Here is a 23,872-nt window from a genome sequence, read left to right on the forward strand (position 1 = left end):
CGCGATCGGTCGATTCATCATGTTCGCCAATTTCAGGCAGCTTTCTGTGTTCAGGCGCGCCACGTGAGAGAGGGGCGGGCGCAAGACAGCACGCAACAGTGACGTGCCGGAAGGTGATGGCGGGAGACCCGGAAAGTGCCACGGACGGGCGGGCACGAATGTGCCACGGACGGGCACATCAGGACGGCGTACTCAGGCGCCGTGTGCGATCCGACCTGGAACCCAGACCGTGCGTTGGGCGAGGCGACCAAGATCAGAGTTGGCGTTCATCCGCTGGTCGCCCCCTTTCGGTAGTGACAGGTCGACGGCCAACGCAAACTAGTGGCTGGGGCCACCAGGGTCAAGAGGTCGCCCTCTGTCTCCGCTCGAGAACCGATCGGAATCAGAGCCGGGACGCCGCCGCCGGCGGCCAAGCGCACAGTGCCTGACCGGGGATGATCTGTGTACCACCAGCAGACGGAGAACGTTCTTTGTTCACGCAGCCCTAAGAAACTTGGGTTCTCCTAGAGTCTGAAGTCGGTTGCCTGGAGGCTTCGTTCCACTCCAGGGAACCCCGACACGGGAGCTACTCTCCGTGATCAGCACGGTCCCTCATGCCACTGCCCGAATCCTGAGCGAACCCCTCAGGGACCAACCGCGGACCAAACGGCCTCCTTGTGGCACCACTTCCGACGGGTCTGTCCAGCACGGCCGTAGGTCTACCGAACGAGCAGCCTGACCTTGCTGTTGACACCCTCCTGCTCTGGCGTCCCTCGCGACAGGACCATTGGGTGCGAGGAGAGCACCCTAGCCCGCCCTCGTCCCGATCAGCCGCCCCTCCACCGTGCCGATCACCAGGTCCCCGTCCGGACCGGCGCTCAGGCCGGTCGGGGTGTAGACGTGCCCGCCAAGGGTGAGCGTCCTCCGCCGTACTACCGTGCCTTCCGCTGCTCGCAGCGTGATCAGCTCGCAGGACCCGGCTCCGGTCACGGCGTGGACGAGACCGCCGTGGACGTCGACCCCGGTAACCCGCGTGTCGAAGCGGTGCGCCCAGGCCACAGCACCGCCCGGGTACGCGCGACGTACGAGGTGGGTGCCGTTGCGCGCCGTGCACGTGTGGACGAGTCCTGGCCCAGCGTCGTCGTCGACGTACACGGCGGGACCGCCGCGCAGGTGAGGGCCGAGGGAGTCGTCCCAGGCGAGCGGGAACAGCCGCTCGATACCGTTGGGGTCCGCCCGCACGACCCACTTCTCCAAAACTTCCGCCCTCACCTCCCCGCCACCTGCGCCGTAGAGGAAAAGCAGATGGGGCGAGCGTCGCACCGGAAAGTCGTAGGAACTGTCGCTCTCCCCCAATGCCAGGGTGGTCAGCTGTCGCCCGGAAGGCGTGAGCACGACGCTCTCGTTCGGCGGCCGGCGCGGCTCGGGAAACAGCTCCCGGGAGTCCCGGGCCACCCAGGCACCATCCGTGCGCGCAGCGATGGCCACCGGAAAGTCGAGGCGGAGTTCGGCGAGTTGGGCGCCGTCGGCGAGGGCGAACCGGCACAGCAGGGTGCGCCGATCGCTGCTGTCGCCCTCCAGGAGGCTGATCCAGACGCTCTCCTCGTCCGGGGTGACGTACAGCCGACAGCCGTTGCGTTGCCACGGCCCGTCAGGCGCCGGCACGCACCACTGCAGGGTGCCGTCCGGCGACCAGCACTCCAGCAGGACCCCGCTCTGCGCCGCAGCCAGCATCCGGCCGTCCCGCAGCACCTCCACAACGGCCACCCCGGGCCGCCGGGTCCAGGCGCGGCGCCTCTCGGCGGCGACGCCGGCAAGGTACCGCTGAGGCTGGTCGATGTCCGGTCCTTTGATGCCGCTCCAGTCGACCTCCACCGGCACCTGCGGCCAGGAGACCAGCACCGCGAGCACGTCAGCAGTAACGCCCTGCCAGTCGTCGCAATCGGCGACGGATCGCGTGTACGTCACCCGGCCCAGGTCTTCGAAGTCGACGACCGGCCGAGCGAACGTCACCTCCAGACGGCGCGCGTCCCGCCAGCGCAGGGCACTGACACCGGCCCCGGCGACGGCCACGTCTGTACGACGCCGGGTCTCCGGCTCGTACATGTGCAGCCCGCCCCGGAGTTCGAACTCGTCGCCGTCCTCCGTTCCCACGGCAAGCACGGGCAAGGCGGGATGGAAGGCGAGCCCTTCGATGCTCTGCTCCAGCACGATCTGGTCCCACAGGGCGAGATCACTCGTCCGGTAGACGACGATCCGACCACGGCCGTCGCGCCCGCTCGCGTGACAACTGACGGCGATCCAGCGGCCGTCCGCACTCACGTCGGTCGTGAAAGGATGGCCGATCTCGGGGAACGGGTCGTCGGGTATCAGACGCATCGCAGGAGCGTATCGTTCGATGATGCTGCGCACGGTGGACAAGAAGGTCATCACCGCAGGTCGACCGGACGCGGTGGGCGTGTGACCGGTCGGCCGGCGCCCGTGGTGCTGCCCCCGTCGTTGCGGGTGCGGCTCGGGCTGGTTGCGGCCCTCGCCGCGCTGGTGGTCGTTGTGCTCGGGGTCCTGTATGCCGGGGCCGGCCGGCCTGGCAGGGTGGACGCGCGGATCTGGGCGGCGGTGGAGGATGTGGGGCCGCTGTGGTGGCACGTCGCTGTGGCCACGGACTTCTTGGGCGAGCCCGTGGGAGCGGCGATGCTGGTAGCGGCCACCGTGACGGGCTGCGTGCTGCTTCGGCGTCCTCGCGCGGCGGTGCTCGCCGTTACCGGCGTCGGCATCACGGTGGGGACGACGACGCTGCTCAAGCACCTGGTGGGACGCACCATCCACGGCGACGAGAACCTGTCCTACCCGAGCGGGCACACCGCTTTCGCCACTGCCCTCGCCCTCGTGGTGGCGCTGCTCGCGACCGGCCGGTTCGGCCTCGGCAGGACGGCCGGCACCTCACTCGTGCTCGCCGCGGCGCTGGTCGCCGGCGCCGCCATGGGCTGGGCGCAGGTCGTCATGGGCGCGCACTACCCGACCGACGCCCTCGGCGGCTGGTGCACCGCGCTGGTGGTCATTCCGGCGACCGCGTGGCTGGTCGACCGGACGGCCGACCGGCTGGGCGATCGGACGGCCACCGCCGGTCGGCGGGCGCGTCGCTGACGTCACGTCACGTCACGCCAAGCGGCGGAATACGGGCTTCACCGGCCGCCCGGCCAACCAGGGGGTGGGGTCGGCGGCGTCCAGTGCCTTCCGGTACACCGCACAGGCCTGGGCCACCACGTCGACAGTGCGGTCGATGTCGGCGTCGTCGAGCGCGCTGCTCACCACGAACGACGGGGCAAGGACTCCTCCCGCGAGGAGCCGACGCAGGAACAAGGTGCGGTACTGCTGCGACGGCTGCCCGGTCTCGTCGAGGGTGGCGAAGACCAGGTTGCTGGCCCGGCCCCGGACGACGATGTGGTCGCCGACGCCCATGCTCGCCGCGGCCTCGCGGACACCGGCCGCCAACCGCTCCCCGAGGGCGTGCAGTTGTGCCGTGATGCCCTCCTCGACATACGTGGTGAGCACGGCCATCGCGGCGGCCAGCGAGTGCGTCTCCGCACCGTGTGTGGTGGACAGCAGGAACACCCGCTCGCTGGAGTGACGAAGACCGCCCCGCTCCATCAGATCCCGGCGCCCGGCCAGCGCGGAGACGGCGAACCCGTTGCCCAGCGCCTTGCCGAACGTGGAGAGGTCGGGGACAACGCCGTACAGACCCTGGGCTCCCGCCTCGGACCAGCGCAGGCCGGTGATCATCTCGTCGAAGATCAGTACGCAGCCGTGCCGGTCGGCCAGCTCGCGCAGGCCGGCGAGGTACCCGGGAGTGGGGTGTCCCCTGCTCGAACGAAGTGGAGAACTGGGGGAAGGCTCGGTGTGGCCGACGGGTTCGAGGATCAGGCAGGCGACCTCGTCCTGGTACCGGGTGAGCAGCTCCTCCGTGGCGGCCAGGTCCCCATATGGGAACGCCACGGTGAGCTCGGTGGTCGCCGCCGGAACACCGGCGGACATCGGCGATGTGCCGATGAACCAGTCGTCGACGGAGAAGAACGGATGGTCGCCACAGATGGCCACCCGCGTGCGCCCGGTGACGGCGCGGGCGAGGCGCACCGCGGCGGTGGTGACGTCGGAGCCGTTCTTCGCGAACTTGACCATGTCGGCGGTCGGCACCGTGGCCAGGAAGCGTTCCGCGGCCTCGACCTCCACGATGGACGGCCGGACGAAGTTGCTGCCGCGGTCGAGTTCCCGCCGCACCGCCTCGAGCACGCGCGGGTGGGCGTGGCCGAGGCTGACCGACCGCAGGCCGGACCCGTACTCGATGTAGCGGTTGTCGTCGATGTCCCACACGTGGGCACCGCGGCCGTGGCTGATGACCGGGGCCAGGTTCTCGGGGTACTGGTCGTCGCCCTTGGCGTAGGTGTGCGCGCCTCCGGGGATCATGGCGTGCAGCCGCTCGTTCGCCAGCTGGGACCGGGGCAGGAGGAACTCTTCGGCATCCACGCTGACTTCACGTCTCCTTTTGCTTCAGTGCCTCGGCGAGTCCCGGCGCCTCCCGGTCCCGCTGGGACATCGATACGACCGGCAGCGGCCAGGGGATGGCGAGCTCCGGGTCGTCGAAGGCGATCGTCACGTCCTCGGCCGGATCGTGCGGGCGGTCGATCCGGTACGAGGTGTCGGCGGTTTCGGTCAGCGCCTGGAAGCCGTGCGCGCACCCCGCCGGGATGTACAGGGTCACCTGCGTCTCGCCGGACAGTTCGAAGAAGGCCCGGTTGCGGTAGGTCGGCGAGTCGGGCCGCAGGTCCACGACGACGTCGAAGATGCTCCCGTACGAACACCGCACCAGCTTGGCCTCGCCTGCGCCGGAGCGCAGGTGCAGGCCGCGCAGCACGCCCCGGACCGAGCGGGACACGCTGTCCTGGATGAAGGCGTCCGGGTCGAGGCCCACCGAGCGGACCACCTCGGCGTCGAAGGTGCGGCAGAAGAAGCCGCGTTCGTCCGCGTACGGCGTCGGCTCGAACAGGTACGCGCCGTCGATAGCCGGGACTTCGATCGCTTTCATGGGGCCTCCCGCATGGCGTGGGTGGGGGCGTGGTCGGCCGCCGGGAACAGGGCCGAGGCCAAGGCGCTGAACTGGTACTCAAGTTGCCGAACGGCGACCAGGTTCCGCTCGGCGAGGGTCCGCCGCAGCTCCGCCGATCGCTGCTCCAGCGCCCGGAACTGCTCGAGCAGCCGGTCGGCGTCGACCTCGCGAGCCGGGTGGCAGTACGCGCCGAGGCCCATCCGGGCCATGAGCGCGTCGCTCTTCGCCGCATAGGTGAGGGCGAGCGTCGGCGTGCCGACCTTCAGCGCGCAGATGAGGTTGTGGTAGCGGGTCGCCACCACGGTGTCGACCGCCGCCATCTCCTTCATCAGGTCGGCCAGCGAGGCCGCCTCGGCGCCGGTGACCAGCGGCGAGTCCACGGCGTCGAGGATCGCGGCGACCACCGGCGCGTCGACCTCGTCGCCGGACAGCAGCCGGACCGGCCTGCCCTCCTCGACCAGCGCGCGGACGAAGCCGATCGTCCCCTCGAGGTAGCGCCGGTGGATCTCCTCGGCCCGGGCGCGGTCGTCGTTGCCGCCGTGGAAGGCCATGACGCCGACACCGACCGGGCCCGGCGGGCCCGAGGGCGCTTCCCCAAGCTCTCCGACGAGCTCCGAGCAGGGGATACCCCATTCCCGCAGCGTCGGCAGGGAGAAGGTGAGGTCCGGGTAGACCTCGTCGCGGCTGGTGTCCACGCCCATCGCCCGCATCGCGTCGCGGGACGGGGTGTCCCGGTACGACCGGTACGCGGCCAGCCGCGCCGACCAGCGCACCAGGGCCCGGGTGGGACGGCTGCCGATCGGGGCGGCGCCGACGCTGACCAGCGCGACCCGGGTGCCGAACAGCCGGCCGGATGCGCAGAGCAGGAACAGCGCGTACGGGAAGCCCCACGGGCGCAGCGGCAGCGTGGCCTCCAGGACGCCCATGCCTGGCACGATCACCACGTCGTGCCGGCGCACCCAGGCGGCGGTGCGGACGGCGTCGACGAGTTTGCCCAGACCCTTCGCCGCGATCGCGCCCGCCCGCGACGCGGTCCGGTACTCGCCGCGGTACCAGTGCAGCCGCGTCGCGGGGATGCCGTACCGGGTCGCGACGACCTCGGGTCCGCCGCACAGCGCGTCCACGGCCGCCTCCGGGTGTTCGGCGCGGAGGTGGCCGAGCACGGCCTCGAGCGACCCGTCGTTGCCGAGGTTGCCGGAGCCGAGCAGGCCGAAGATCCCGACGCGCACCGGAGTTTCGTCCGCGGACGTCATGCCTGCCTCCCCTCACGGCCGGCGACGAGGGCGTCTACGGAGACACTGAGCCCGCTCGGGTCGACCGGGGCGCGGTCCTCGACCCGCTCGCCGGCGCCGGGCCGGACCCGGCTGGACAGCCATGCGGCCAGGTGGCGGTAGCACGCGCGCCGGTCGGCCTGGGACAACGGCGCCCGCCGGATCGCCGCGACGAAGCCCCACACGTACTCCGCGAGCAGCCGGGGCGTCGGGTGCAGCGGGCCTGCCCGGCGTGGGTCCAGGTTGACGGACCGGGAGCGCTTGCCCGGGTTCGCCCGCTCGGCGCGGGTGGGGTGGTCCCGGCGGAAGTACAGCAGCTCCGGCACCTGGTGGAAGGGCCCGTGCAGGGTGATCTCGGCGACGAACGTGCGGTCCGCGTGGTGGTAGCTGTCGAGCGGCTTCACCCGGCGCAGCACGTCGGCCCGCATCACCCCGTAGAAGTCGTCGCCACCGGGCTCGAACAGCAGACTGCGGAAGCGCTCCGGCGGGTGCGGCGAGTCGGTGGCAAGCCCGTATTCGTACGGGACCTTCACCCGACCGTCGCCGTCGATGACCGCCTGGCCGCTGTGCGCGAGGATCACGTCCGGCCGCTCGTCCAGCGTCTGAACGCAGCGCCGCAGCAGGTCCCGGCCGTACAGGTCGTCGTGCGAGGCCCACTTGAACAGCTCGCCGCGGGACTCGGTGAACACACGGTTGTGATTCGGCGTGGCGCCGATGTTCCGGGGCAGCCGGAGGTACCGGATGCGCGAGTCCTGCGCGGCGTACCGGCGGCAGATGTCCTGGGTCCCGTCGGTCGAGGCGTTGTCGGAGATGAGCAGCTCGAAGTCCTCGTAGGTCTGGCCGAGCAAGGCGTCGAGCGACTCGGCCAGGTACTCCTCGCCGTTGTACACGGGCAGGCCGATGCTCAGCCTGGGTTGCGCAGTCATGAGGTCCTCACTTCGGGGATGCGGTTGTGGCGGTGCTCGCGCAGGGCGGACCGCAGTTGCAGCCACCACACGGCGGAACCACTGACGGTCGCGGCGGCGACGCCCCAGGCCGAGCCGACCGTGCCGGCGAGGGCCGCCCCGCCGAGCCCGCAGCTCACGTAGCAGGCGGAGGCGAACAGTTGGCAGCGCAGGCTGCGCCGGGCCGCGGCGAGCGCGCGCAGCCCGGCCGCCGCGCCGGTGCCGAGGCCGGCGCCCGCGACGCCGAGGGTGATCGGCACGATGAGCTCAGCGGCGGAGTTCCAGACGCTGCCGAGCACGAGCTCGCCGAGCCGGACCGGCATCAGCAGCAGCGCCCCGCCCCAGAGCAGCGCGGCGACGGCCTGCCCGCCGCCCAGCAGGAGGCAGAACGTACCGAGGCGCTGCGGGGCCCGCCGCAGCACCCGTGCCGCCTCCGGGACGGTGACCAGCGACAGACCCATCAGTACGGCGAGGAACGGGCCGAGCAGCAACTCGGCACCCCGGACCGCACCCACCGCACTGACCCCGACGATCGCGCCGAGCCCGTACGCCCGCAGCTGGTTCGCGCCGCTGAGGCTGACGTTCTCGACCAGGTACCGGTAGCCGAGATCGCGCTGCTCGCGAAGCCACCCGCGCGCTCCCGTCATCCGGGGCCGGATGCCGGACTGGAAGTAGCCGTACCCCGCCGCCACGGTGGCGGACGCACCCCAGGCGAGCACGAAAGCGGCCACGGTGCCCACGCGGGCCGCCACGACCAGGGCCGGGACGAGTGCGACGCCCCAGACGAGGTCGTTGACGAACGCCTTCCGCCCGGTGCCGGCGGCGAAGAACGAGAACCGCCAGGCGTCCTGCAGCAGCAGCCCGGGCAGCATGACGCCGAGGCAGGCGAACGCGGGCCCCACGCTGCCGCCGAGACCGAGCCCGACCACCAGACACACCACGCCGATGGCGGCACCGACGCCGAGCGCGGTACCCGACGACCGGGCCACCGCCCCGCGCCAGGAGGCGTCCGGCGCTCCGCTGAAGCGCACCACGAGCGGGTCGGTGGCGAGGCCGCGGGAGACGTTGAGCACCACGCCGTAGGTCACCCAGGCCAGGCTGAACACGCCGAACGCGGTCACCCCCAGCGAGCGGGCCACGTAGATCCCCACCACGAAGTTGCTCATGCTGGAGGCCGCCTGGTCGGCCAGTCCCCAGGACAGCCGGCCGACGAGGGCCCGCCGGGCGGATCCGCCCGGCGTCGTCGTCTTCTCCCCCGCGGTGGTCATCGGCGTCATGCCTTGATCAGCCCGGCGCCGTGCAGGGCGTCGGCCGCGACGGCGACGGTGTCGAAGGGCAGCCCGGACCGCTCGGCGACGTCCAGCAGACTGTGCTCGCCTTCGGAGAGGCTGAGCACCCAGAGCATGGCCATCTGGGCCTGCTGCGCGTCGCTGCGGCCGCCGAGCGAGTCGTACAACCCGCGTCGGCCCAGCTGTGGTTCGCCGTAGGGGCTGAGGTTGAGGTACCGCCGGTTGCGGTCGAGGACGGCGAATGCCTCGCGGCAGACGGCGAGCGTGTCCGCCATCGCCTGAGGGGAGACGAAGTCCGGGTTGTCGGCCGAGGTGTGGTACTCGGGGTACCCGGCGTACGGGGTCCGGCTGAGCGAGCCCACGCCGAGATCGAACCCGGGGGAGCAGAACTGCCGCTCGTCGTACCCGTACGGAGTGAACTCGGTGACGTGGTGCGGGCGTTCGGAGGCGGCCAGCACATGCCGCATCACCCGGTCGATCTCCGCGTCGCCGCGCCTGCTCTGCTTGTACGTCAGCCGGCCCGAGTCACCGGCGCAGGCCAGCACGAGCCCGTGCTTGACCCTTCCCCCAGCTCTCGGCTCCGCTCGAGCAGGGGATGCCCCATTGATCCGCTCCGCGTTGCGGGCCAGCCATGTGATCGCCCCGATGGTGCCGGGCGCGTAGATGAACCGGTACGTGTAGTACGGCGTCTCCTGTGCAAGGGCGCGGGCCAGGTACGTCGCCACCGCGATACCGGCCAGGTTGTCGTTGGCCAGCGACGGGTGGCACACGTGGCAGGAGACGATCACCTCGTCGGGGACCTGCCCGGGAATCACATGCTCGGCGTAGGTGAGGTGACCGTCCGCGAGCGTGGAGTCGATGCGCACCTCGTACTCGCCGTCCGGCAGCGCGTCCAGGGTCTCCTGGGCCAGGCAGAACCCCCATGTCGGCTGGTAGTAACTGGTGCGGTACGGCACCCAGGTCGGGTGGTCCGGCAGGGTGTGCAGGTGTTTCCGCAGCTCGGCCAGCGGCATGGTCGCCGACACCGGCACGCTGTAGCCGAGCACGTGCAGGCTGGACGCGGCGAAGTCGACGACGCGGTTTCCGGCGGTGTCGGCGATGTACGCGTCCCGGATGTTCCACTCCTGCGGCACCGTCCAGTCGAGCACTTGCGTCCCGGTCGGCACCTCGTGCACCTGGAGGGGGACGTACTCGCCGACGATGTCCAGGGTGGCACGCACACCGTCGCCGGTGATGCTGCGGCAGAGCGGGTACAGCCGCTCCACCAGTGCCTGCATCTCTTCGCCGACCGCTGTCATCGGCGCCACCGCAGGGTGTCGTCGACAGCGCCGGCTTCGGACGCCGCGCGCAGCACGGCAAGGCGGGTGAAGCGTCGCTCGAAGTCCTCCCGGGTCAGCCCGAACTTCCGGTAGGCGTCGGCGAGTTCGAGCGCGCCCCGCTTCACCGTCCACTCGCAGTCGAATCCGGGGATCGCGGCGCGGAACCGGGAGAAGTCCACCCTGTAGGACCGTGGATCGGCACCGGTCTCCCCGGTGATCACCACCTTCGAACCGGACACCGCCTCGGCGACCTGCTCGGCGATCTCGGCGACCGTGACGTTGTTGATCTCGCTGCCGATGTTGAACGCCCGGTCGTGCACCGCTTCACGCGGCGCGGTCAGCGCGGCCGTGAAGGCATGTGCGATGTCGGCGGCGTGCACGAGCGGGCGCCACGGAGTGCCGTCGGACATCACAAGCACCTCGCCGGACAGGAGCGCGTGGCCCACCAGGTTGTTCAGCACGATGTCGGCGCGCAGCCGGGGTGAGTAGCCGAAGGCGGTGGCGTTGCGCATGAACACCGGGCTGAAGTCGCCGTCGGCGAGCGGGTGCAGGTCGTCCTCGACCCGCACCTTGGACTCCGCGTACGGCGTCACCGGGCGCAGCGGGGCGTCCTCGGACACCAGGTCGTCTCCGCCCGCGGCGCCGTAGACGGAGCAGGTCGACGCGTACAGGAACCGCCGCACTCCGGCGTCGCGGGCCAGCCGGGCAAGGCGTACGGACGCGTGGTGATTGATGTCGTAGGTGAGGTCCGGCGCCAGCGATCCCAGCGGGTCGTTGGACAGCGCGGCCAGGTGGATCACGGCGTCCACTCCGGCCACGTGGTCGGCCGTGACATCGCGCAGGTCCACCCGATGCCCCGCAGGGTCCGCGGGCGGCGGGCCGAGGACGCAGTCGGTGAACAGGCCGGCGTCGAGACCGACGACCTCGTGCCCGGCGGCCGTGAGGACCGGGGCCATCACGGTGCCCAGGTAGCCCTGGTGTCCGGTGAGCAGTACGCGCAAGGTTCAGTCCCCCAGATTGAGCGTGAGTTTGGTGACGGCGAAGGCCTCGGCGTAGCGCGCGTGGCATTCGATGCCGCGGATCCGGGCAAGGCCGAGGAAGGCCTCCCGGTCGTACCAGGGCCGGTGCCGTTGCGAGGGGTAGTGCTCCTGCAGCAGCCGCACCTTCTGTTCTGCGATCTCCGACGACAGCGGCTGGTACGCCGCCGGACGGCCGAGATCGCCGTCCCACTTGACGATCTCGTAGCCGAGCACGAGGTGGTCGCGGAATGCGGTGGTCATCAGCTTCGCCAGGGTGCGGTGATCCTGGTGCGCGTCGTCGGTACGCGGCGCGAGGACCAGGTCCGGCTCGGTCTGCCCGCGCAGCTCCTCGACCGCGGATTTGGCTTCCTCCCAGTGCGCGGGCATCCGGCCGTCGGGCAACTTGAGGACGGTCAGGTGCAGTTCGGCGCCCGGGCAGCCGGCGGCGAGCGCGGCCCGCTCCTCGTCCTCCCGCTCGCTGCCGCCGCCGGACAGCACCAGCGCGTCGATGCGGACACCCGGCCGCGCGAGGCACAGCGTCAGCAGCGTGCCGCCCGCTCCGATGGCGATGTCGTCGCAGTGCGCGCCCACCGCGACGATCCGGTCCAGGGGCCCGGCCCCGAGCCGGATCACGCGGTCCTCACCGCGGCGTTCGTCCCCGCGCCGTCCCGTTCCCACACGGCCCACGGGCGGTCGCCCCGGGCGTACGCGTCGTCGAGCGCGGCCCGCTCCTTCACGGTGTCGGTCGGCTTCCAGAAGCCGCGGTGCTGATGTGCCACAAGGCGGCCCTGCTTGGCCAGTTGGGCACATCCGTCGGCGACCAGGTCCCCGTTCTCCGGTATGTGGTCGAAGACCTCCTGGCGGAGCACGAAGTAGCCGCCGTTCTCCCACAGCGGCATGTCGCTCACCGCGGTGATGCCCCCCACCAGGCCGTCCTCGCCCAGGTCCACGCAGTGGAACGAGGACTGCGGGGGCACCACCATCATCGACGCACCGGCGTCGCGCCGGGCGAACCGGTCGATCATCTCCGGCAGCGGGGCATCTGTGAGCACGTCGGCGTAGTTGGCGAGGAACATCTCGTCGCCGTCCAGGTGGTGCCGCACCCGGCGCAGCCGCTCCCCGATCGGCGACTCGATGCCGGTCTGCGCGAAGGTGATCGTCCAGTCGGCTATGTCGGTGGACAGCAGCTCGGTCCGCCCGCCCCGCAGCACGAAGTCGTTGGACGTCGTCTCCTCGTAGTTGAGGAAGAAGTTCTTGATGTGGTGCGCCCCGTACCCGAGGCACAGGATGAACTCCGTGTGCCCGTAGTACGCGTAGTAGCGCATGACGTGCCAGATCAGCGGTCGCGGGCCGACCATCGCCATCGGCTTGGGCATGTCGTCGGAGGCTCCGCTGCGCATACGCAGCCCGTAACCGCCGCAGAACAGAACGACCTTCATGACTTGACCTCGACAATGCTCAGTTCCGGTATGGGGAAGACCAGCCGGCCGCCCCAGTCGTGGACGAAGGACAGTTGCTCGACCAGCTCGTCCCGCAGGTTCCACGGGAGGACGAGGACGTAGTCGGGCTTGTCGGCGGCTATCTGCTCGGGCGGCAGGATCGGGATGCGGGTGCCCGGGGTGTACCTGCCGTGCTTGTAGGGGTTGCGGTCGACCGTGTACGGGAGCAGGTCGGGCCGGATGCCGCAGTGGTTGAGCAGGGTGTTGCCCTTGCCGGGGGCGCCGTAGCCGACGACCGTCTCGCCGCGCTCGGCCGCCTCGATGAGGAACTTCAGGAGGTCCCGGCGCACCTTGGCCACCCGAGCGGAGAACTCGGTGTACCCGGACAGCTCCTGCAGTCCGGCGGCCTTCTCCCGGTCCAGTACGTCGGCCACCCTTCCCCGAGCTCTCGGCTCCGCTCGAGCAGGGGACACCCCATCGGTCGGCTCGCCGGCCACGTCGGCCGGCCGGGCCCACAGCCGGATGGATCCGCCGTGTGTGGGCAGCAACTCGACGTCCACGAGCGCGAGTCCGCCGCTCGCAAGGGCCCGGATCGCGGACGCGACCGTGTAGTACTGGAAGTGCTCGTGGTAGATCGTGTCGTACTGGTTCTCCTCGATCAGGGTCAGCAGGTGTTGCACCTCGATGGAGACCCAGCCGTCGTCGGCGACCAGGGCGCGCAGCCCCTGGGTGAACCCGACCACGTCGGGGATGTGCGCGTAGACGTTGTTGGCCACGACCAGGTCCGCCGGGCCGTGCTCCTCGCGGACGGCGGCGCCGGTGGCCGGGTCCAGGAATGCCGTGAGCGTGGGCACACCCGCGTCCCGCGCCGCGGCTCCGACGTTCACCGACGGCTCGATGCCCAGGCAGCGGATCCCCCGGTCCACCATGTGCCGGAGCAGGTAGCCGTCGTTGCTCGCGACCTCGACCACGAAGGCGTCGGCGCCGAGATCAAGGCGCTGTACGGCGTCGGCGGTGAACTTGCGCGCGTGCTCCACCCAGGAGGTCGAGAAGGAGGAGAAGTACGCGTACTCGCTGAACGTCTCCTCCGGCGTGATCAGCGGCGGGATCTGCGCGAGCCAGCAGTCGGTGCAGACCCGCAGGTGCAGCGGGTACGCCGGCTCCGGCCGGTCCAGTTGGTCCGCGGCGAGAAAACTCTCACACGGCGGGGTCGCCCCCAGATCGACGACGCTCCCCATCGCCGCCGAGCCGCAAAGTCGGCATCGTGTCATTTACTGCCCCCATCCCCCCTGCTCGCGCGGGTGCCCCCACCGCGAGCCAGTGCTGACCGACCCGCGATCGCGGTGCGGTACTCCTCCACCAGGCGCTCAAGGCCGACGGCCGGGCTGAACCCCTGCTCGTAACGGCTCCGGGCCGCCTGGCCCATGTCCTGGTTGCGGGCCGTCCCGGCCGTGATCCGGCGCATGCAGTCCGCGAGCGAGGCAACCTCGCCCGGCCGGTGCAGCAGCCCGGTCACCCCGTCCTCGACGAGTTCGACGAAGGCGCCGTGACCGGCGGCGACGGTCGGGACCCCGGCCGCCATCGCCTCCACTACCACCAGGCCGAACGCCTCCAGCCACGTGGAAGGGGCCACCACGGCGACCGACCGCGCGATGGCCTCCCGGCACTGGGCGGTGTCGTACAGGCCCACGTACCGGACGTCGTCCCGGCCCGCCGCCCAGGCGGTGACCTCGCGCTCCAGCGGTCCCGTGCCGGCGATCACGAGCGGTACGCCCACACCGCCGTCCGCGGCGATCCGGTCCCACGCGGCCATGAGCAGCCGCACGCCCTTGGCCTCCGCGAGGCGGCCGAGATAGAGCAGATGCTCGCCGGTGCCCGTTCGGCAAGTGCCCGGCTCCGGCACGAAGTTGTGCTTCACCGCCAGCCGCTCGGGTGGCATGCCGGCCCGCACCAGGACGTCGCGCTGCGCCGCGGAGATGCAGAAGAACCGCTCCACGCCGGACCACCACCGCCGCCGGTTGACCGACAGGCTGACCGCGAGCGGCACCGTCGCCAGGCGGGAGTTGCGGTAGCAGCCGTGCCGGACGGCGGGCAGTGGTGCAGAGCCGACGCACTCGGTGCACGGCCGGCCGTCCCGCTGCAGCGTGCCGGGCGGGCAGATCTGGGTGTAGTTGTGCAGCGTGGCGACGGCGGGGACGCCGGCGTCGGCGCAGGCGGCGAGGACCGCGGGCGACAGGAGCGGGAAGACGTTGTGGACGTGGACCACGTCCGGCCGCTCGGCGCGCAGCCGGGCGGCGAGTTCCGCGCGGACCGCCGGGTTCCACGGCACGAGGAGCGGCACCGCGACCTTGCCCGGCAGGGACCGCGCGGCGATGGTGTCGCTGCGCCGCTCGAACACCTCGACCCGGTGGCCGGCCGCGCGCAGCAGCTCCACCTCCTGGTCGACGACCTTGTTCTCCCCGCTCGGCTGCGCCGAGGCGTAGCGGTTGTGCACTACGAGGACGTGCATGCTCAGGTCATCTCCGATCTCCGGGCCCACCGCGGGATGTGCCGTCGAGGGGCTGCGGGCGTCGGGAGGGGCGTGGCGGGGGCAGGTGCCGCCAACAGCGAGGCGGCCACGGCCAGATGCAGCAGATAGGGCGAGGCGTCGCCCAGGCCTGCCTCGGTGTACGACGCGATCGCGCAGTAGCTGATCAGGAAGATCGCGCAGGCCCTCGACAGCGACGGTGGCCGCAGCAATGCGACGCCGCCAAGGACGATGATGATCGCCGCCACCAGGATGACACCGGTCAGACCCTGCTCCTGGTAAACGGCCAGCCAGCTGTTGTCGATCGGCAACCCGCCGAACGACTTGTCGCCCAGGCCCATGCCGAACAGCTGCTCCGAGGTCGTCCGGGGCGCTGCCAGCAGGGCATCCCAGACCTTGGCCCGGCCCGTGAGGCTGGCGAAGTTCTCCTGGCTCTGTCCGCGCAGGAACCACGCCTGCAGCGCGGAGCCGAACCCCACCGCGGCCACGGCGGCGCACAGCACTGCCCAGGTGAAGAACCGGCGGGCGGCGGCGCTGGTCAGGATGAGCGAGCCGATCGCCAGCACAAGGCCGATGACCAGGCCGAGCGTGGCCGTCCGGGTATGGGTCAGCGCGAGCAGGACGAGTGACGGCACGATGACCACCGCCGCGCTTGCCCTGTCGGTCCGGCGCCCCAGTACGAGCAGCACGGTGAGCCCGATGATCACTGCGGCGTACTGTCCGATCTGTGGCGGGGTGAGCGGCCACAACGCACCGACAAGGCGTCCGCCGTAGAGATCGGGCAGGGCCGCGCCCGGTGAGATGACCAGGCCGGCCGCCACCGAGCCGAGCACCGCGAAGTACATCCGGATGTGGTGCCGGACGAAGGTCAGGCCGCCGTCCCACCAGCGGCTGAGCAGCCACAGCGTGCCGATGAAGAGAGCCAGCCTGGCGCAGCGGAACAGCGCGCCGAACCCGGACTCCAGGTTCGCGCTGGAGATCACGCTCGGCACAAGGAGCAGGGTGAGCAGGAACACGAAGGCGCCGGCTCGGATGCGCAGGCGGAGATTGACCGCGAGCGCCAGCGCGAACGCGGCGACCAACGCGCCCATGGTGACCATCTGGATGAGGGAACGGGGCAGCGGGATGATGGTCTCCGCCCCGGCGGAGCCGAGCGTGTTGAGGACCAGCAACCCCCAGACGATCCCGACGATCTTCGCTGTGCCGGCAGGGCGTGATTCCGCGCTGGGCTGCGTGCCCGCCGTGACCGGTCCGCCCGGCAGCCCACCGCTCCGCAGGCCCTCACCCATCTCAGCCACCCGCCCGTGTGTCGAGGGTGCTGTCCGCGTCCTGCTGGTACGGCGTGCCCTGCCACTGCCCGAAGTCGAGCACCCGGCTCTGGTCCTGGGCGACGAATTTCCATGGCCCGAGGTAGACGTTGTCGTGCCAGCGGTTGTGTTGCTCATGGGTGATTGCCTCAGCCACCCGCTCGCCCTGGTACGGCGACCAGTCCGGATAGGTGCCGTAGTTGGCGAGCACCGCCATGCGGTCGCACTTCACCGTGCACGTGACGACGGACTTGTCCAGCACGAAGCGGTTGTCGTGGATGTCCACCCGCTGGGTCTTCCACCGGCAGTCGGCGTAGAGCGGTGCGGTGGCGATCGCCGGCTTCGCGCAGCGGTCGGTGTCCTTCACCAGCAAGGTGCAGTCACCGGACGAGGTGTTGGCCGGGCTGTTGCAGAACCGGTCGGCGTTCTCCCACAGGGTGATCCCGGACCAGTTGTTCTCCAGCACGTTCCGGTAGATCTCGATCTTGTCGGTGCGGGCCCGGATCCGTGGTTCGCCGCCGGACTCGGACAGGTAGACGGTCGCGAACGGGAAGGTGTCGCCGCGGTCGGCTTCCCTGCGGCCCTCGACCCAGTTGTTCCGCCGGATCGTGTTGTTCCGGATGACCGCGTTGTAGCTGGTCTCGTAGATCAGCGCGGCACCGTCGTTGTCCTCGAGCACGTTCTTCTCGATGCGGAAGTCGTTGTTGTTGGTGTCCGCCCACAACCCGGTTCCGCGGTTGTCGTGCACCCAGTTGCCGCGTACGTCGGCGCCGTTGACGGCCCAGAACTTGATGCCTCCGGTGCAGCCGCAGCCCTTCCGCCGCCGCTCCCAGTCGCCGGTGTTGTTGCCGACGATCTCGTTGCCCTCGACCACCAGGCCGCTGAGACGGCCGGTGGCCTTGTACGCGTTCATTCCGTACTGACCGTTTTCGCGCAGGCAGTTGGCACGGACCTGCTGGCGGGCACCGGCCATCAGTCCGGCACCGGAGTTGTGCTGGATCGTCGCGTGCTCGATCGCCCACCCGTCGGCCGAGTCATGGTTGACCACGCCCTCGTCCTGCGGCGCGACGAAACGTTGCACGGTCAGATAGCGGATGGTGACGTTGCGGGCGGTACCGCCGAACGCGTACTGGTTCTTCTTCCCGCCGTCGAGCACCGCGCCCGGCGCACCGAGGTAGCGGTTCCCCTCCTTGGGGATGACCTGGGCGTAGCGGTCCGGGTCGAGCCTGTGCTTGCCCGGTCGAAGCCAGAACGTGGTGTTCGGGGGGCTGCTCTTGGTCTTCGCTGCCAGGTCACCGACCACCTTGGGGTCGACCGTCACCGCGCCCGCCGGCGCCTTCGCCGGTCCGGCCGCGGGCTTGGCGCACACCCGGGCCACGGGCGTGGATGGCGCGGCGGTCGGGTTTGCCCGGGCGCCCGGCGTGTTTGCCCGGGTGCCCGGCGTGCTCTCACAGCCGGTCGCCGCCAGCAGGGCCAGCGCCAGCGGTGCCGCCGCCAGCGCCCAGTGCCGCCCGTTGATCCCCACACGCCCCCCTAGCCGCGGAACCTGAGTACGGTGGCGAACCCCTCAGCGCCGTCGGCGAAGCCGATGCCGACCAGCGTTGTGGTGGGTTCCTTGCGGCCGAAGCCGGCGGAGTACCAGCCCAGCGGCGGGTCGGTCTCTCCGCGATGCGCCCGCCAGCTCAGCTGCCCGGGCAGGTCGAGCACCGCGGAGCGGTCCTCGCCGTCCCGGGTCCAGGTGAGCACTGCCCGGTTGCCCACCAGGTCCGCGGCGATCGCCGGGCCGAGGTGGAATGCCAGGCGCACGTCCCGGCGCGGGCCGCGCACCTCGTCAAGCACCCTCAACTCCTGGCTCGCAGCGGTCAGTTCCACCCGGCGGCGGTGCACGGAGCCCTGGTAACCGTCGTGTTCGGCGCACCAGCGGGCCGTCCCCCCGTCGGAGGCGCCCGCTGTGTCCGTGGCCAGGACGCGACTGCGGGCATGCCGGGTCCACAGGAACGGGCCGCCGGAGACGGACTGGTCACTGCCGTCCAGTTGCAGGGTGTTGTGGCCGAGGGTCGACCGGAAGTACTGCCGCCACTCGGGTTGCCCGTGGTAGCAGAACGTTCCCGGGTCGGCGAGCACGTCGACCCCGTCGTGCCGGACCTCCACGGACAGCGCGTCCGCGTGGGCATGCGCGGCGATGGACAGGAAGCCGTGCGGACCACCGTCGCAGCGGCACCAGATCTCCTCCGGACCGCGCAGGATGGTCATGCCCGCGTCGGCGAAGTGGGCCGGTCGGCTCGCCGGACGGATCACGGCCGGTGCGGTTTCGTTTTTCGGGTACGGCCGGATGAGCGCGGCAAGGAGCGGGGTGCGCACATCGGTGCCGGTCACCGCCGGCCACCAGTCGAGCCGGCCGAACACGGCGTCCCCGGTGGCAAGGAGCGAGGCCCAGCGGTCGGTGCCCGCGCCGTCCACGACCAGACCGTGTCCGTCGTCCGCGTCCCCCTGGCGGGGCGGACGTAGCCGGTTGTCCACGATGGCCGCGAGCGCGTCGGTCATCCGCAGCAGTACCAGCCGGATCGACGCGGGGACCGGCACGCCTGCGGCATCCGCCTCGGCCACCGCGGCCAGGCCGAGCTCAAGGACAAGTCCGTGATATTCGGTGGCCAGCTCGCGGTTGAGGCCGGAGCCGAAGGTGTTGCCGCGCAGCTGCCGCTCAAGGGACCGCAGCGCACCGGCTCGCCAACGCGCCGAGGAGGGGAACCACCCGAACGCGCAGGCTGCGGCCAACTGCCCGCAGGCCTCGGCGATGACGTGGTTGTTCGCCGAGGACCCCCGGCTGGGGAAGGCGGCCAGCCAGCGCTGGTGGTGCCAGATCTGGTTCAGCGCCACCGGGTTGCCCTCGAACAGCTCGGCCGCGCCCGGCCAGCCGTCGAGCAGCCGGCGGATCCACACCCAGGAAAGAAGCCGGATCCCCAGCTCGATGCCGCTGATCCAGTGCACGCCGCGCAGCGGTGGGTTGGCCTTCCACCACGACCGCAGGTGCTCGGCGACCCGCTCGGCGTACCGCTCGTTCCCGGTGATCGCGTAGGCGGCGGCGAGCACGGTGAGGTACTGGTGCCGGGACAGCTCCCAGATCTGCTTGATGTCCCCGACCGCGTCCTCGTTCCGGTACGGCACGTCGAAGGCGTAGCCCCAGGGAGCCCGGCGCCCCGTCTTCGGGTCGCACCACCAGTCCGGGTCGTCCAGGTCGTCGCGGACCACCCCGAAATACTCGACGTGCCCGTACATCAGCCGATCCGCCTCGGCGACGAGACGTTTCGCGGCGTCCGGCGGTATCGCTGCGATCGTCCCGGCGGGCAGGACCGCGGTGAACCGGGCGCCGGTCACGCTCGGGCAGTCGGGCCGTGCCGACCGCCACCGCCGCCTGCGCACCGCGTCGCCCACCCGGCCGCCGACCTCCCGCGGTCCCATCCGGGACAGCCGCCGCAGGTACCAGCCCGGACTCCCCGAGCTCACAGTCATCGCGCCCTCGCCAGCGTCACCGGCGCGCCGCTGACCAGGCCTGCCTGCACGGCGAGGGTGGCCGACGTGGTGGCGACCAGCGACTCCAGCGGCACCGGCATCGGCCCGCCGGTCCGCACGGCCTTGACGAACGCGGCCAGCTCGGCGGACTGGCCCTTGTCCCGGGCCTTGGGCAGCCGCGAACTGACCCACCGCTTGCGGCCGACCCCGCCGTCCATGAACACCGAGGCACGGACGAAGTCGTCGAGCCGCAGCACCTTCCCGTCCGCGACAAGGTCCAGCGTCTCCTTGGGGAAGCCGGCCGCGCCGGTGGTGACGTAGCTGATGGTGGCGGTGGACCCGTCCGGGTAGCGCAGCACGACCTGCAGGTCCTCGTTGCCGGACGTGGCGACCGCGTACACCGAGACCGGGTCGGCCTCGAGCAGCCAGCTCGCCGTGTCGACGAAGTGTCCGCCCTCGCCGGCGAACCGCGAGCCCTCGGTGCCCTGTTGGAGGTACCAGCTGCCGTGTCCGAGGCGGCCCGCGTTGACCAGGTAGCGCAGGCTCGCCGGACCGGTGCGGGCGCCGAACCGCTTCCTGCCCTCCTGCAACAAGGGCGCGAACCGGCGGTTGAAGCCCACCTGCAGCCGGTCGTTGCCGGACTCCTCCACCGCCGCGAGCACGCCGGCCAGCTCGTCCTCGGTGAGGGCCAGGGGCTTCTCCACGAACACCGTCTTGCCGGCAAGCAGCGCCCTGCGGGTCAGTTCGGCGTGCGAGCTGTGCCGGGTGACCACGAACACCGCGTCGATGGACTTGTCGCCGAGCACGGCGTCGAGGTCGGTGGTCGCCTCGGCGAATCCGAACTTCCGCTTCGCGTTGGCGGCGGACAGCGCCGTCGTGGTGACGACCGTGGACAACTCGACGCCGTCGCGCTGTGCCAGGTGCGGCAGCAGCATCGACGTCGCGTAGTTGCCCGCGCCGACGAACGCAAGCCGCACCGGCGTCTTGGCGGACCGGGCCGGGGTGGACGCTCCGCCGCTGCGTCGCACCGCGGGCACTGCCACCGCCGGGGTCTCCGCTTCCGCGGCTCGGTCGGGGCGGCCGGGGTAGCGGAACAGCACGGCCACGGCCTTGAGGTCGCCGTCCTTCAAGCGCTGGTACGTCTCGACGGCGTCGTCGAAGTCGGCGATGTGGGAGACCAAGGGCTCCACGTCGACGCTGCCGCGGGCGAGTAGATCGAGGAAGCACGCCAGGTTTCGGCGCTCGGTCCAGCGCACGTAGCCGATCGGGTAGTCCCGCCCCTCGAGCTCGTACTCCGGGTCGTAGCGCCCGGGGCCGTAACTGCGCGAGAACCGGACGTCGAGCTCCTTCTCGTAGTACGCGTTCCACGGCAGGTCCAGGCGGCATTTGCCGATGTCGACGACCCGGCCGCGGTCCCGGCAGAGCCGGGCGGCCAGCTCGACGGGCTGGTTGCTGCCGCCGCCGGCGGCCAGATACACCTGGTCCACGCCGTGTCCGTCGGTGAGTTCGGCGACGGCGGCCTCCACGGCCGCGGACTCGGGATCGCCGCAGGCCGAGGCGCCGAGGCGTCGGGCGAGCTCGCAGCGTTCCGGGGCGGGGTCGACGCCGACGACGCGGACCCCGGAGGCGGCAAGGAGCTGCACCACCAGCTGCCCGATGAGTCCGAGGCCGATGACAAGGGCCACGTCGCCAAGTTGGGGTTCGCCGCGGCGGACGCCCTGCATCGCGATCGACCCGACGGTGCCGAAGGCCGCGTGCCGCGGCGCGAGGCCGTCCGGCACCGGGGCGTAGAGGTTCTTCGGCACCCAGTTCAACTCGGCGTGCAGCGCGTGCTCGTTGCCGGCGCAGGCCACGAGGTCGCCGACCTTCACGTCGTCGATCCCAGGGCCGACCTGCTCGACCACCCCGCACAGGGAGTAGCCCAGCGGCGTGTAGGAGTCCAGCTTGCCCATCACCTTGCGGTACGTGGCGGGCACCCCGTTGGTGGCCACGCTCTGCATGACCTTGGCCACCTGGTCAGGACGGGAGCGGGCCTTGCCCAGCATCGACATGCCGGCCTCGGACACCTTCATGAGCTCGGTCCCGGTGGATATCAGCGAGTAGGCGGTGCGAACCAGCACACCGCCCGGCTTGCATCCCGGCACCGGCACGTCGAGCACCGCGAGCTCGCCGCTCTTGTAGTTCTGAACAACCTGCTTCACCCGAAGTCCCCTTGTTTCTAGCCGTCTTCTACGCTGCCGAGCGAGTGCTCCGGGCGGACCCGGAGGTCGCTTCGCGGTACCAGTACTCGAGGGTCAGTACGTGCCACAGATGCTTGGAGAAGTCCCGCTGCCCGGCGGCGTCCTCGGCGACCATGCGCGCCAGCGCGTCGCGGCGCAGGAGCCCGGAGCTGACGAGCACGCCGTCGTTGACCACCTCGCGCACCAGCGGTGCCAGATCCCGGCTCATCCAGGCCCGCAGCGGGGCGCTGAACAGGCCCTTGGGCCGGTACGCGATCTCCCGGGGCAGGATCGAGGTGGCCGCCTCCTTGAGGACGGCCTTGCCCTGTCGTCCGACGATCTTGCGGTCGCCGGGCACGGCGAACGCGGCCTTGACCACCTCGACGTCCACGTACGGCACCCGCACCTCGGTGGAGGCGGCCATGCTCGACCGGTCTGTGTAGGCGAGGTTCAGGCCCGGCAGGAACATCCGGGCGTCGCCCAGGCACATGCGGTTGACGAAGTCGTCGAGCTCGTTGTCCTGGTAGATGTCCGCATGTTCGGTCAGCACGTCGTCGACCGTCCCGGCCAGGTCCGGACTGACCAGGGCGAGCAGCTCGTCCTGGTCGTACATGGTGTAGCTGCGCCGGAACGCGGTCTCCTCGGGCAGGTCGGCGAAGGAGAGGAACCGCTTCGCGAAGCGCACCGACCGGTACCCCCTACGGGCCGTGGCGACCGGCAGCCGGTCCACGGCCCTGAACACCCCGCGCCGAAGGGGCCGCGGGACGCGCTGGTAGCGCAGTGCGAGCAGGTTGGCCAGGTGTTTGCGATATCCGGCGAACAGCTCGTCGGCACCCATCCCCGAGAGCATCACCTTGACCCCGGCCTCTCGCGCGGCCGAGCAGATCAGGAACGTGTTGATCGCGGCGGGGTCGCCGATCGGCTCGTCCAGGTGGTACGTCATCTGCGGCAACAGGTCGAGCACATTGGGAGCGATCTCGATCTCATGCAGGTCGACGCCGAACCGCTCGGCCACCCGCCGGGCATAGCGCAGGTCGTCCGGCATCGCCTCGAACTTGGCGTCCTCGGCGCGGAACCCGATCGTGTAGGCGGAGATGCCGGGCTGGTGACGGGCCGCGAGGGCGGTCAGGTAGCTGGAGTCAAGGCCGCCGGAGAGGAAGGCCGCCACGGGTACGTCGGAGAGCAGGTGCTGCCGGGTCGACTCCTCGACGATGGCGGCCAGGTCCGGCTGCTCGCCGCTGCGGGCTCGCTCCCGCCCGTCGGCGGCGACGTCCTTCAGGTTCCAGTACCGTCCGCGCTCCACTCGGCCGTCGGGCCGGCACCTGAGCCAACTGCCCGGCGGCAGCTTCTCCGCCTCGCGGAACGCACAGCGCGAGTCCGGCACCCAGTAGTACAGCAGCGAGGCCACCAGCGCCGCATGGTCCACCTGCAGCGACCCGTCGGTCACGGCGGCGAGCGCCTTGAGTTCGGAGGCGAACATCAGGCCCGCACCGCGCCGGAGCAGGAACAGCGGCTTGATGCCCAACTGGTCGCGGGCGAGGACCAGTTCACCGGTGCGCTCGTCGAAGATCCCGAACGCGAACATGCCGCGCAGCCGGGGCAGGCAGTCGGTGCCCCAGCGCCGCCAGGCCTCAAGGAGCACCTCGGTGTCGGAGGTACCGCGGAAGCGCACCCCGGCGGCTGCCAGTTCGGCACGCAGCTCGGGCGCGTTGTACAGCTCGCCGTTGTACGTCAGGACGAGGCCGCCCGAGACCATCGGCTGGGCGCCTGTCTCGGACAGGTCGATGATAGCCAGGCGGCGGTGCCCGAGGTGCACTTCGCCGTCACCGACGGGGTGGCTGTACCGGCCCGCCCCGTCCGGACCGCGGTGGGCGAGGGTGTCGGTGAGCCGGTCGGTCACGACCTTCCCGTCCGGCCATCGATAAGTGCCTGCGATGCCACACATGTG

18 protein-coding genes are annotated in these 23,872 nt (G+C 71.1%); 1 reads left to right on the plus strand and 17 read right to left on the minus strand.

Annotated features, from left to right (window positions below):
- Positions 1-786: 786 nt before the first annotated feature.
- Complete coding sequence (locus tag OG698_RS05745; protein WP_406101818.1) at positions 787-2,358, minus strand: hypothetical protein; 1,572 nt, start codon at positions 2,356-2,358, stop codon at positions 787-789.
- 81 nt (positions 2,359-2,439) lie between these two features.
- Here OG698_RS05745 and OG698_RS05750 point away from each other — a divergent pair, with 81 nt between their 5' ends.
- Positions 2,440-3,123 carry a phosphatase PAP2 family protein gene (locus OG698_RS05750; protein ID WP_406101819.1) on the plus strand — a complete coding sequence of 228 codons (684 nt, stop codon included), beginning with the start codon at positions 2,440-2,442 and terminating at the stop codon, positions 3,121-3,123.
- Positions 3,124-3,135: 12 nt separating this feature from the next.
- Here OG698_RS05750 and OG698_RS05755 read toward each other — a convergent pair whose 3' ends face one another.
- From OG698_RS05755 to asnB, 16 genes are read right to left on the minus strand one after another with little or no spacing between them, the layout of a single operon-like run.
- Positions 3,136-4,500 carry a glutamate-1-semialdehyde 2,1-aminomutase gene (locus tag OG698_RS05755; RefSeq protein WP_406101820.1) on the minus strand — a complete coding sequence of 455 codons (1,365 nt, stop codon included), beginning with the start codon at positions 4,498-4,500 and terminating at the stop codon, positions 3,136-3,138.
- Positions 4,501-4,507: 7 nt separating this feature from the next.
- Positions 4,508-5,059 (minus strand): dTDP-4-dehydrorhamnose 3,5-epimerase, encoded by a 552-nt coding sequence (gene rfbC, locus OG698_RS05760; protein WP_406101821.1) that lies wholly within the window; start codon positions 5,057-5,059, stop codon positions 4,508-4,510.
- Complete coding sequence (locus OG698_RS05765; protein WP_406101822.1) at positions 5,056-6,333, minus strand: polysaccharide pyruvyl transferase family protein; 1,278 nt, start codon at positions 6,331-6,333, stop codon at positions 5,056-5,058. Before OG698_RS05765 ends, rfbC begins: the two co-directional genes overlap by 4 nt.
- Positions 6,330-7,277 (minus strand): glycosyltransferase family 2 protein, encoded by a 948-nt coding sequence (locus OG698_RS05770; protein WP_406101823.1) that lies wholly within the window; start codon positions 7,275-7,277, stop codon positions 6,330-6,332. The genes OG698_RS05765 and OG698_RS05770 overlap by 4 nt, the downstream gene beginning before the upstream one ends.
- The gene (locus tag OG698_RS05775; protein ID WP_406101824.1) at positions 7,274-8,572 is read right to left on the minus strand and encodes a hypothetical protein; all 1,299 of its coding nucleotides are present in this window, start codon (positions 8,570-8,572) and stop codon (positions 7,274-7,276) included. Before OG698_RS05775 ends, OG698_RS05770 begins: the two co-directional genes overlap by 4 nt.
- The gene (locus tag OG698_RS05780) at positions 8,569-9,891 is read right to left on the minus strand and encodes a DUF4910 domain-containing protein (protein WP_406101825.1); all 1,323 of its coding nucleotides are present in this window, start codon (positions 9,889-9,891) and stop codon (positions 8,569-8,571) included. Before OG698_RS05780 ends, OG698_RS05775 begins: the two co-directional genes overlap by 4 nt.
- Positions 9,879-10,904, minus strand: coding sequence for an NAD-dependent epimerase/dehydratase family protein (locus tag OG698_RS05785; RefSeq protein ID WP_406101826.1), 1,026 nt, complete (start codon positions 10,902-10,904; stop codon positions 9,879-9,881). The genes OG698_RS05780 and OG698_RS05785 overlap by 13 nt, the downstream gene beginning before the upstream one ends.
- A gap of 3 nt (positions 10,905-10,907) precedes the next feature.
- The gene (locus OG698_RS05790; protein ID WP_406101827.1) at positions 10,908-11,555 is read right to left on the minus strand and encodes a PIG-L deacetylase family protein; all 648 of its coding nucleotides are present in this window, start codon (positions 11,553-11,555) and stop codon (positions 10,908-10,910) included.
- Entirely contained in the window at positions 11,552-12,361 is an 810-nt protein-coding gene (locus OG698_RS05795) for a glucose-1-phosphate cytidylyltransferase (RefSeq protein WP_399971468.1), read from the minus strand. The genes OG698_RS05790 and OG698_RS05795 overlap by 4 nt, the downstream gene beginning before the upstream one ends.
- Positions 12,358-13,632, minus strand: a complete 1,275-nt coding sequence (locus OG698_RS05800) for a class I SAM-dependent methyltransferase (protein ID WP_406101828.1) — start codon at positions 13,630-13,632, stop codon at positions 12,358-12,360. Before OG698_RS05800 ends, OG698_RS05795 begins: the two co-directional genes overlap by 4 nt.
- Positions 13,629-14,870: a glycosyltransferase gene (locus tag OG698_RS05805; protein ID WP_406101829.1), complete on the minus strand. Its 1,242-nt coding sequence runs from the start codon at positions 14,868-14,870 to the stop codon at positions 13,629-13,631. The genes OG698_RS05800 and OG698_RS05805 overlap by 4 nt, the downstream gene beginning before the upstream one ends.
- A gap of 2 nt (positions 14,871-14,872) precedes the next feature.
- On the minus strand, positions 14,873-16,177 hold the full coding sequence (locus OG698_RS05810; protein ID WP_406110867.1) for an O-antigen ligase domain-containing protein: 1,305 nt from the start codon (positions 16,175-16,177) through the stop codon (positions 14,873-14,875).
- A gap of 1 nt (position 16,178) precedes the next feature.
- Positions 16,179-17,720, minus strand: coding sequence for a right-handed parallel beta-helix repeat-containing protein (locus OG698_RS05815; protein ID WP_406101831.1), 1,542 nt, complete (start codon positions 17,718-17,720; stop codon positions 16,179-16,181).
- An 8-nt stretch (positions 17,721-17,728) separates the two neighbouring features.
- Positions 17,729-19,705, minus strand: a complete 1,977-nt coding sequence (locus OG698_RS05820; RefSeq protein ID WP_406101833.1) for an alginate lyase family protein — start codon at positions 19,703-19,705, stop codon at positions 17,729-17,731.
- On the minus strand, positions 19,702-21,906 hold the full coding sequence (locus OG698_RS05825; RefSeq protein WP_406101834.1) for a bi-domain-containing oxidoreductase: 2,205 nt from the start codon (positions 21,904-21,906) through the stop codon (positions 19,702-19,704). The genes OG698_RS05820 and OG698_RS05825 overlap by 4 nt, the downstream gene beginning before the upstream one ends.
- Before the next feature lie 28 nt (positions 21,907-21,934).
- Entirely contained in the window at positions 21,935-23,869 is a 1,935-nt protein-coding gene (asnB, locus tag OG698_RS05830) for an asparagine synthase (glutamine-hydrolyzing) (RefSeq protein ID WP_406101836.1), read from the minus strand.
- Between the last annotated feature and the right edge of the window lie 3 nt (positions 23,870-23,872).

Source organism: Streptomyces sp. NBC_01003, from assembly GCF_045162695.1.
Classification (GTDB): domain Bacteria; phylum Actinomycetota; class Actinomycetes; order Streptomycetales; family Streptomycetaceae; genus Streptomyces.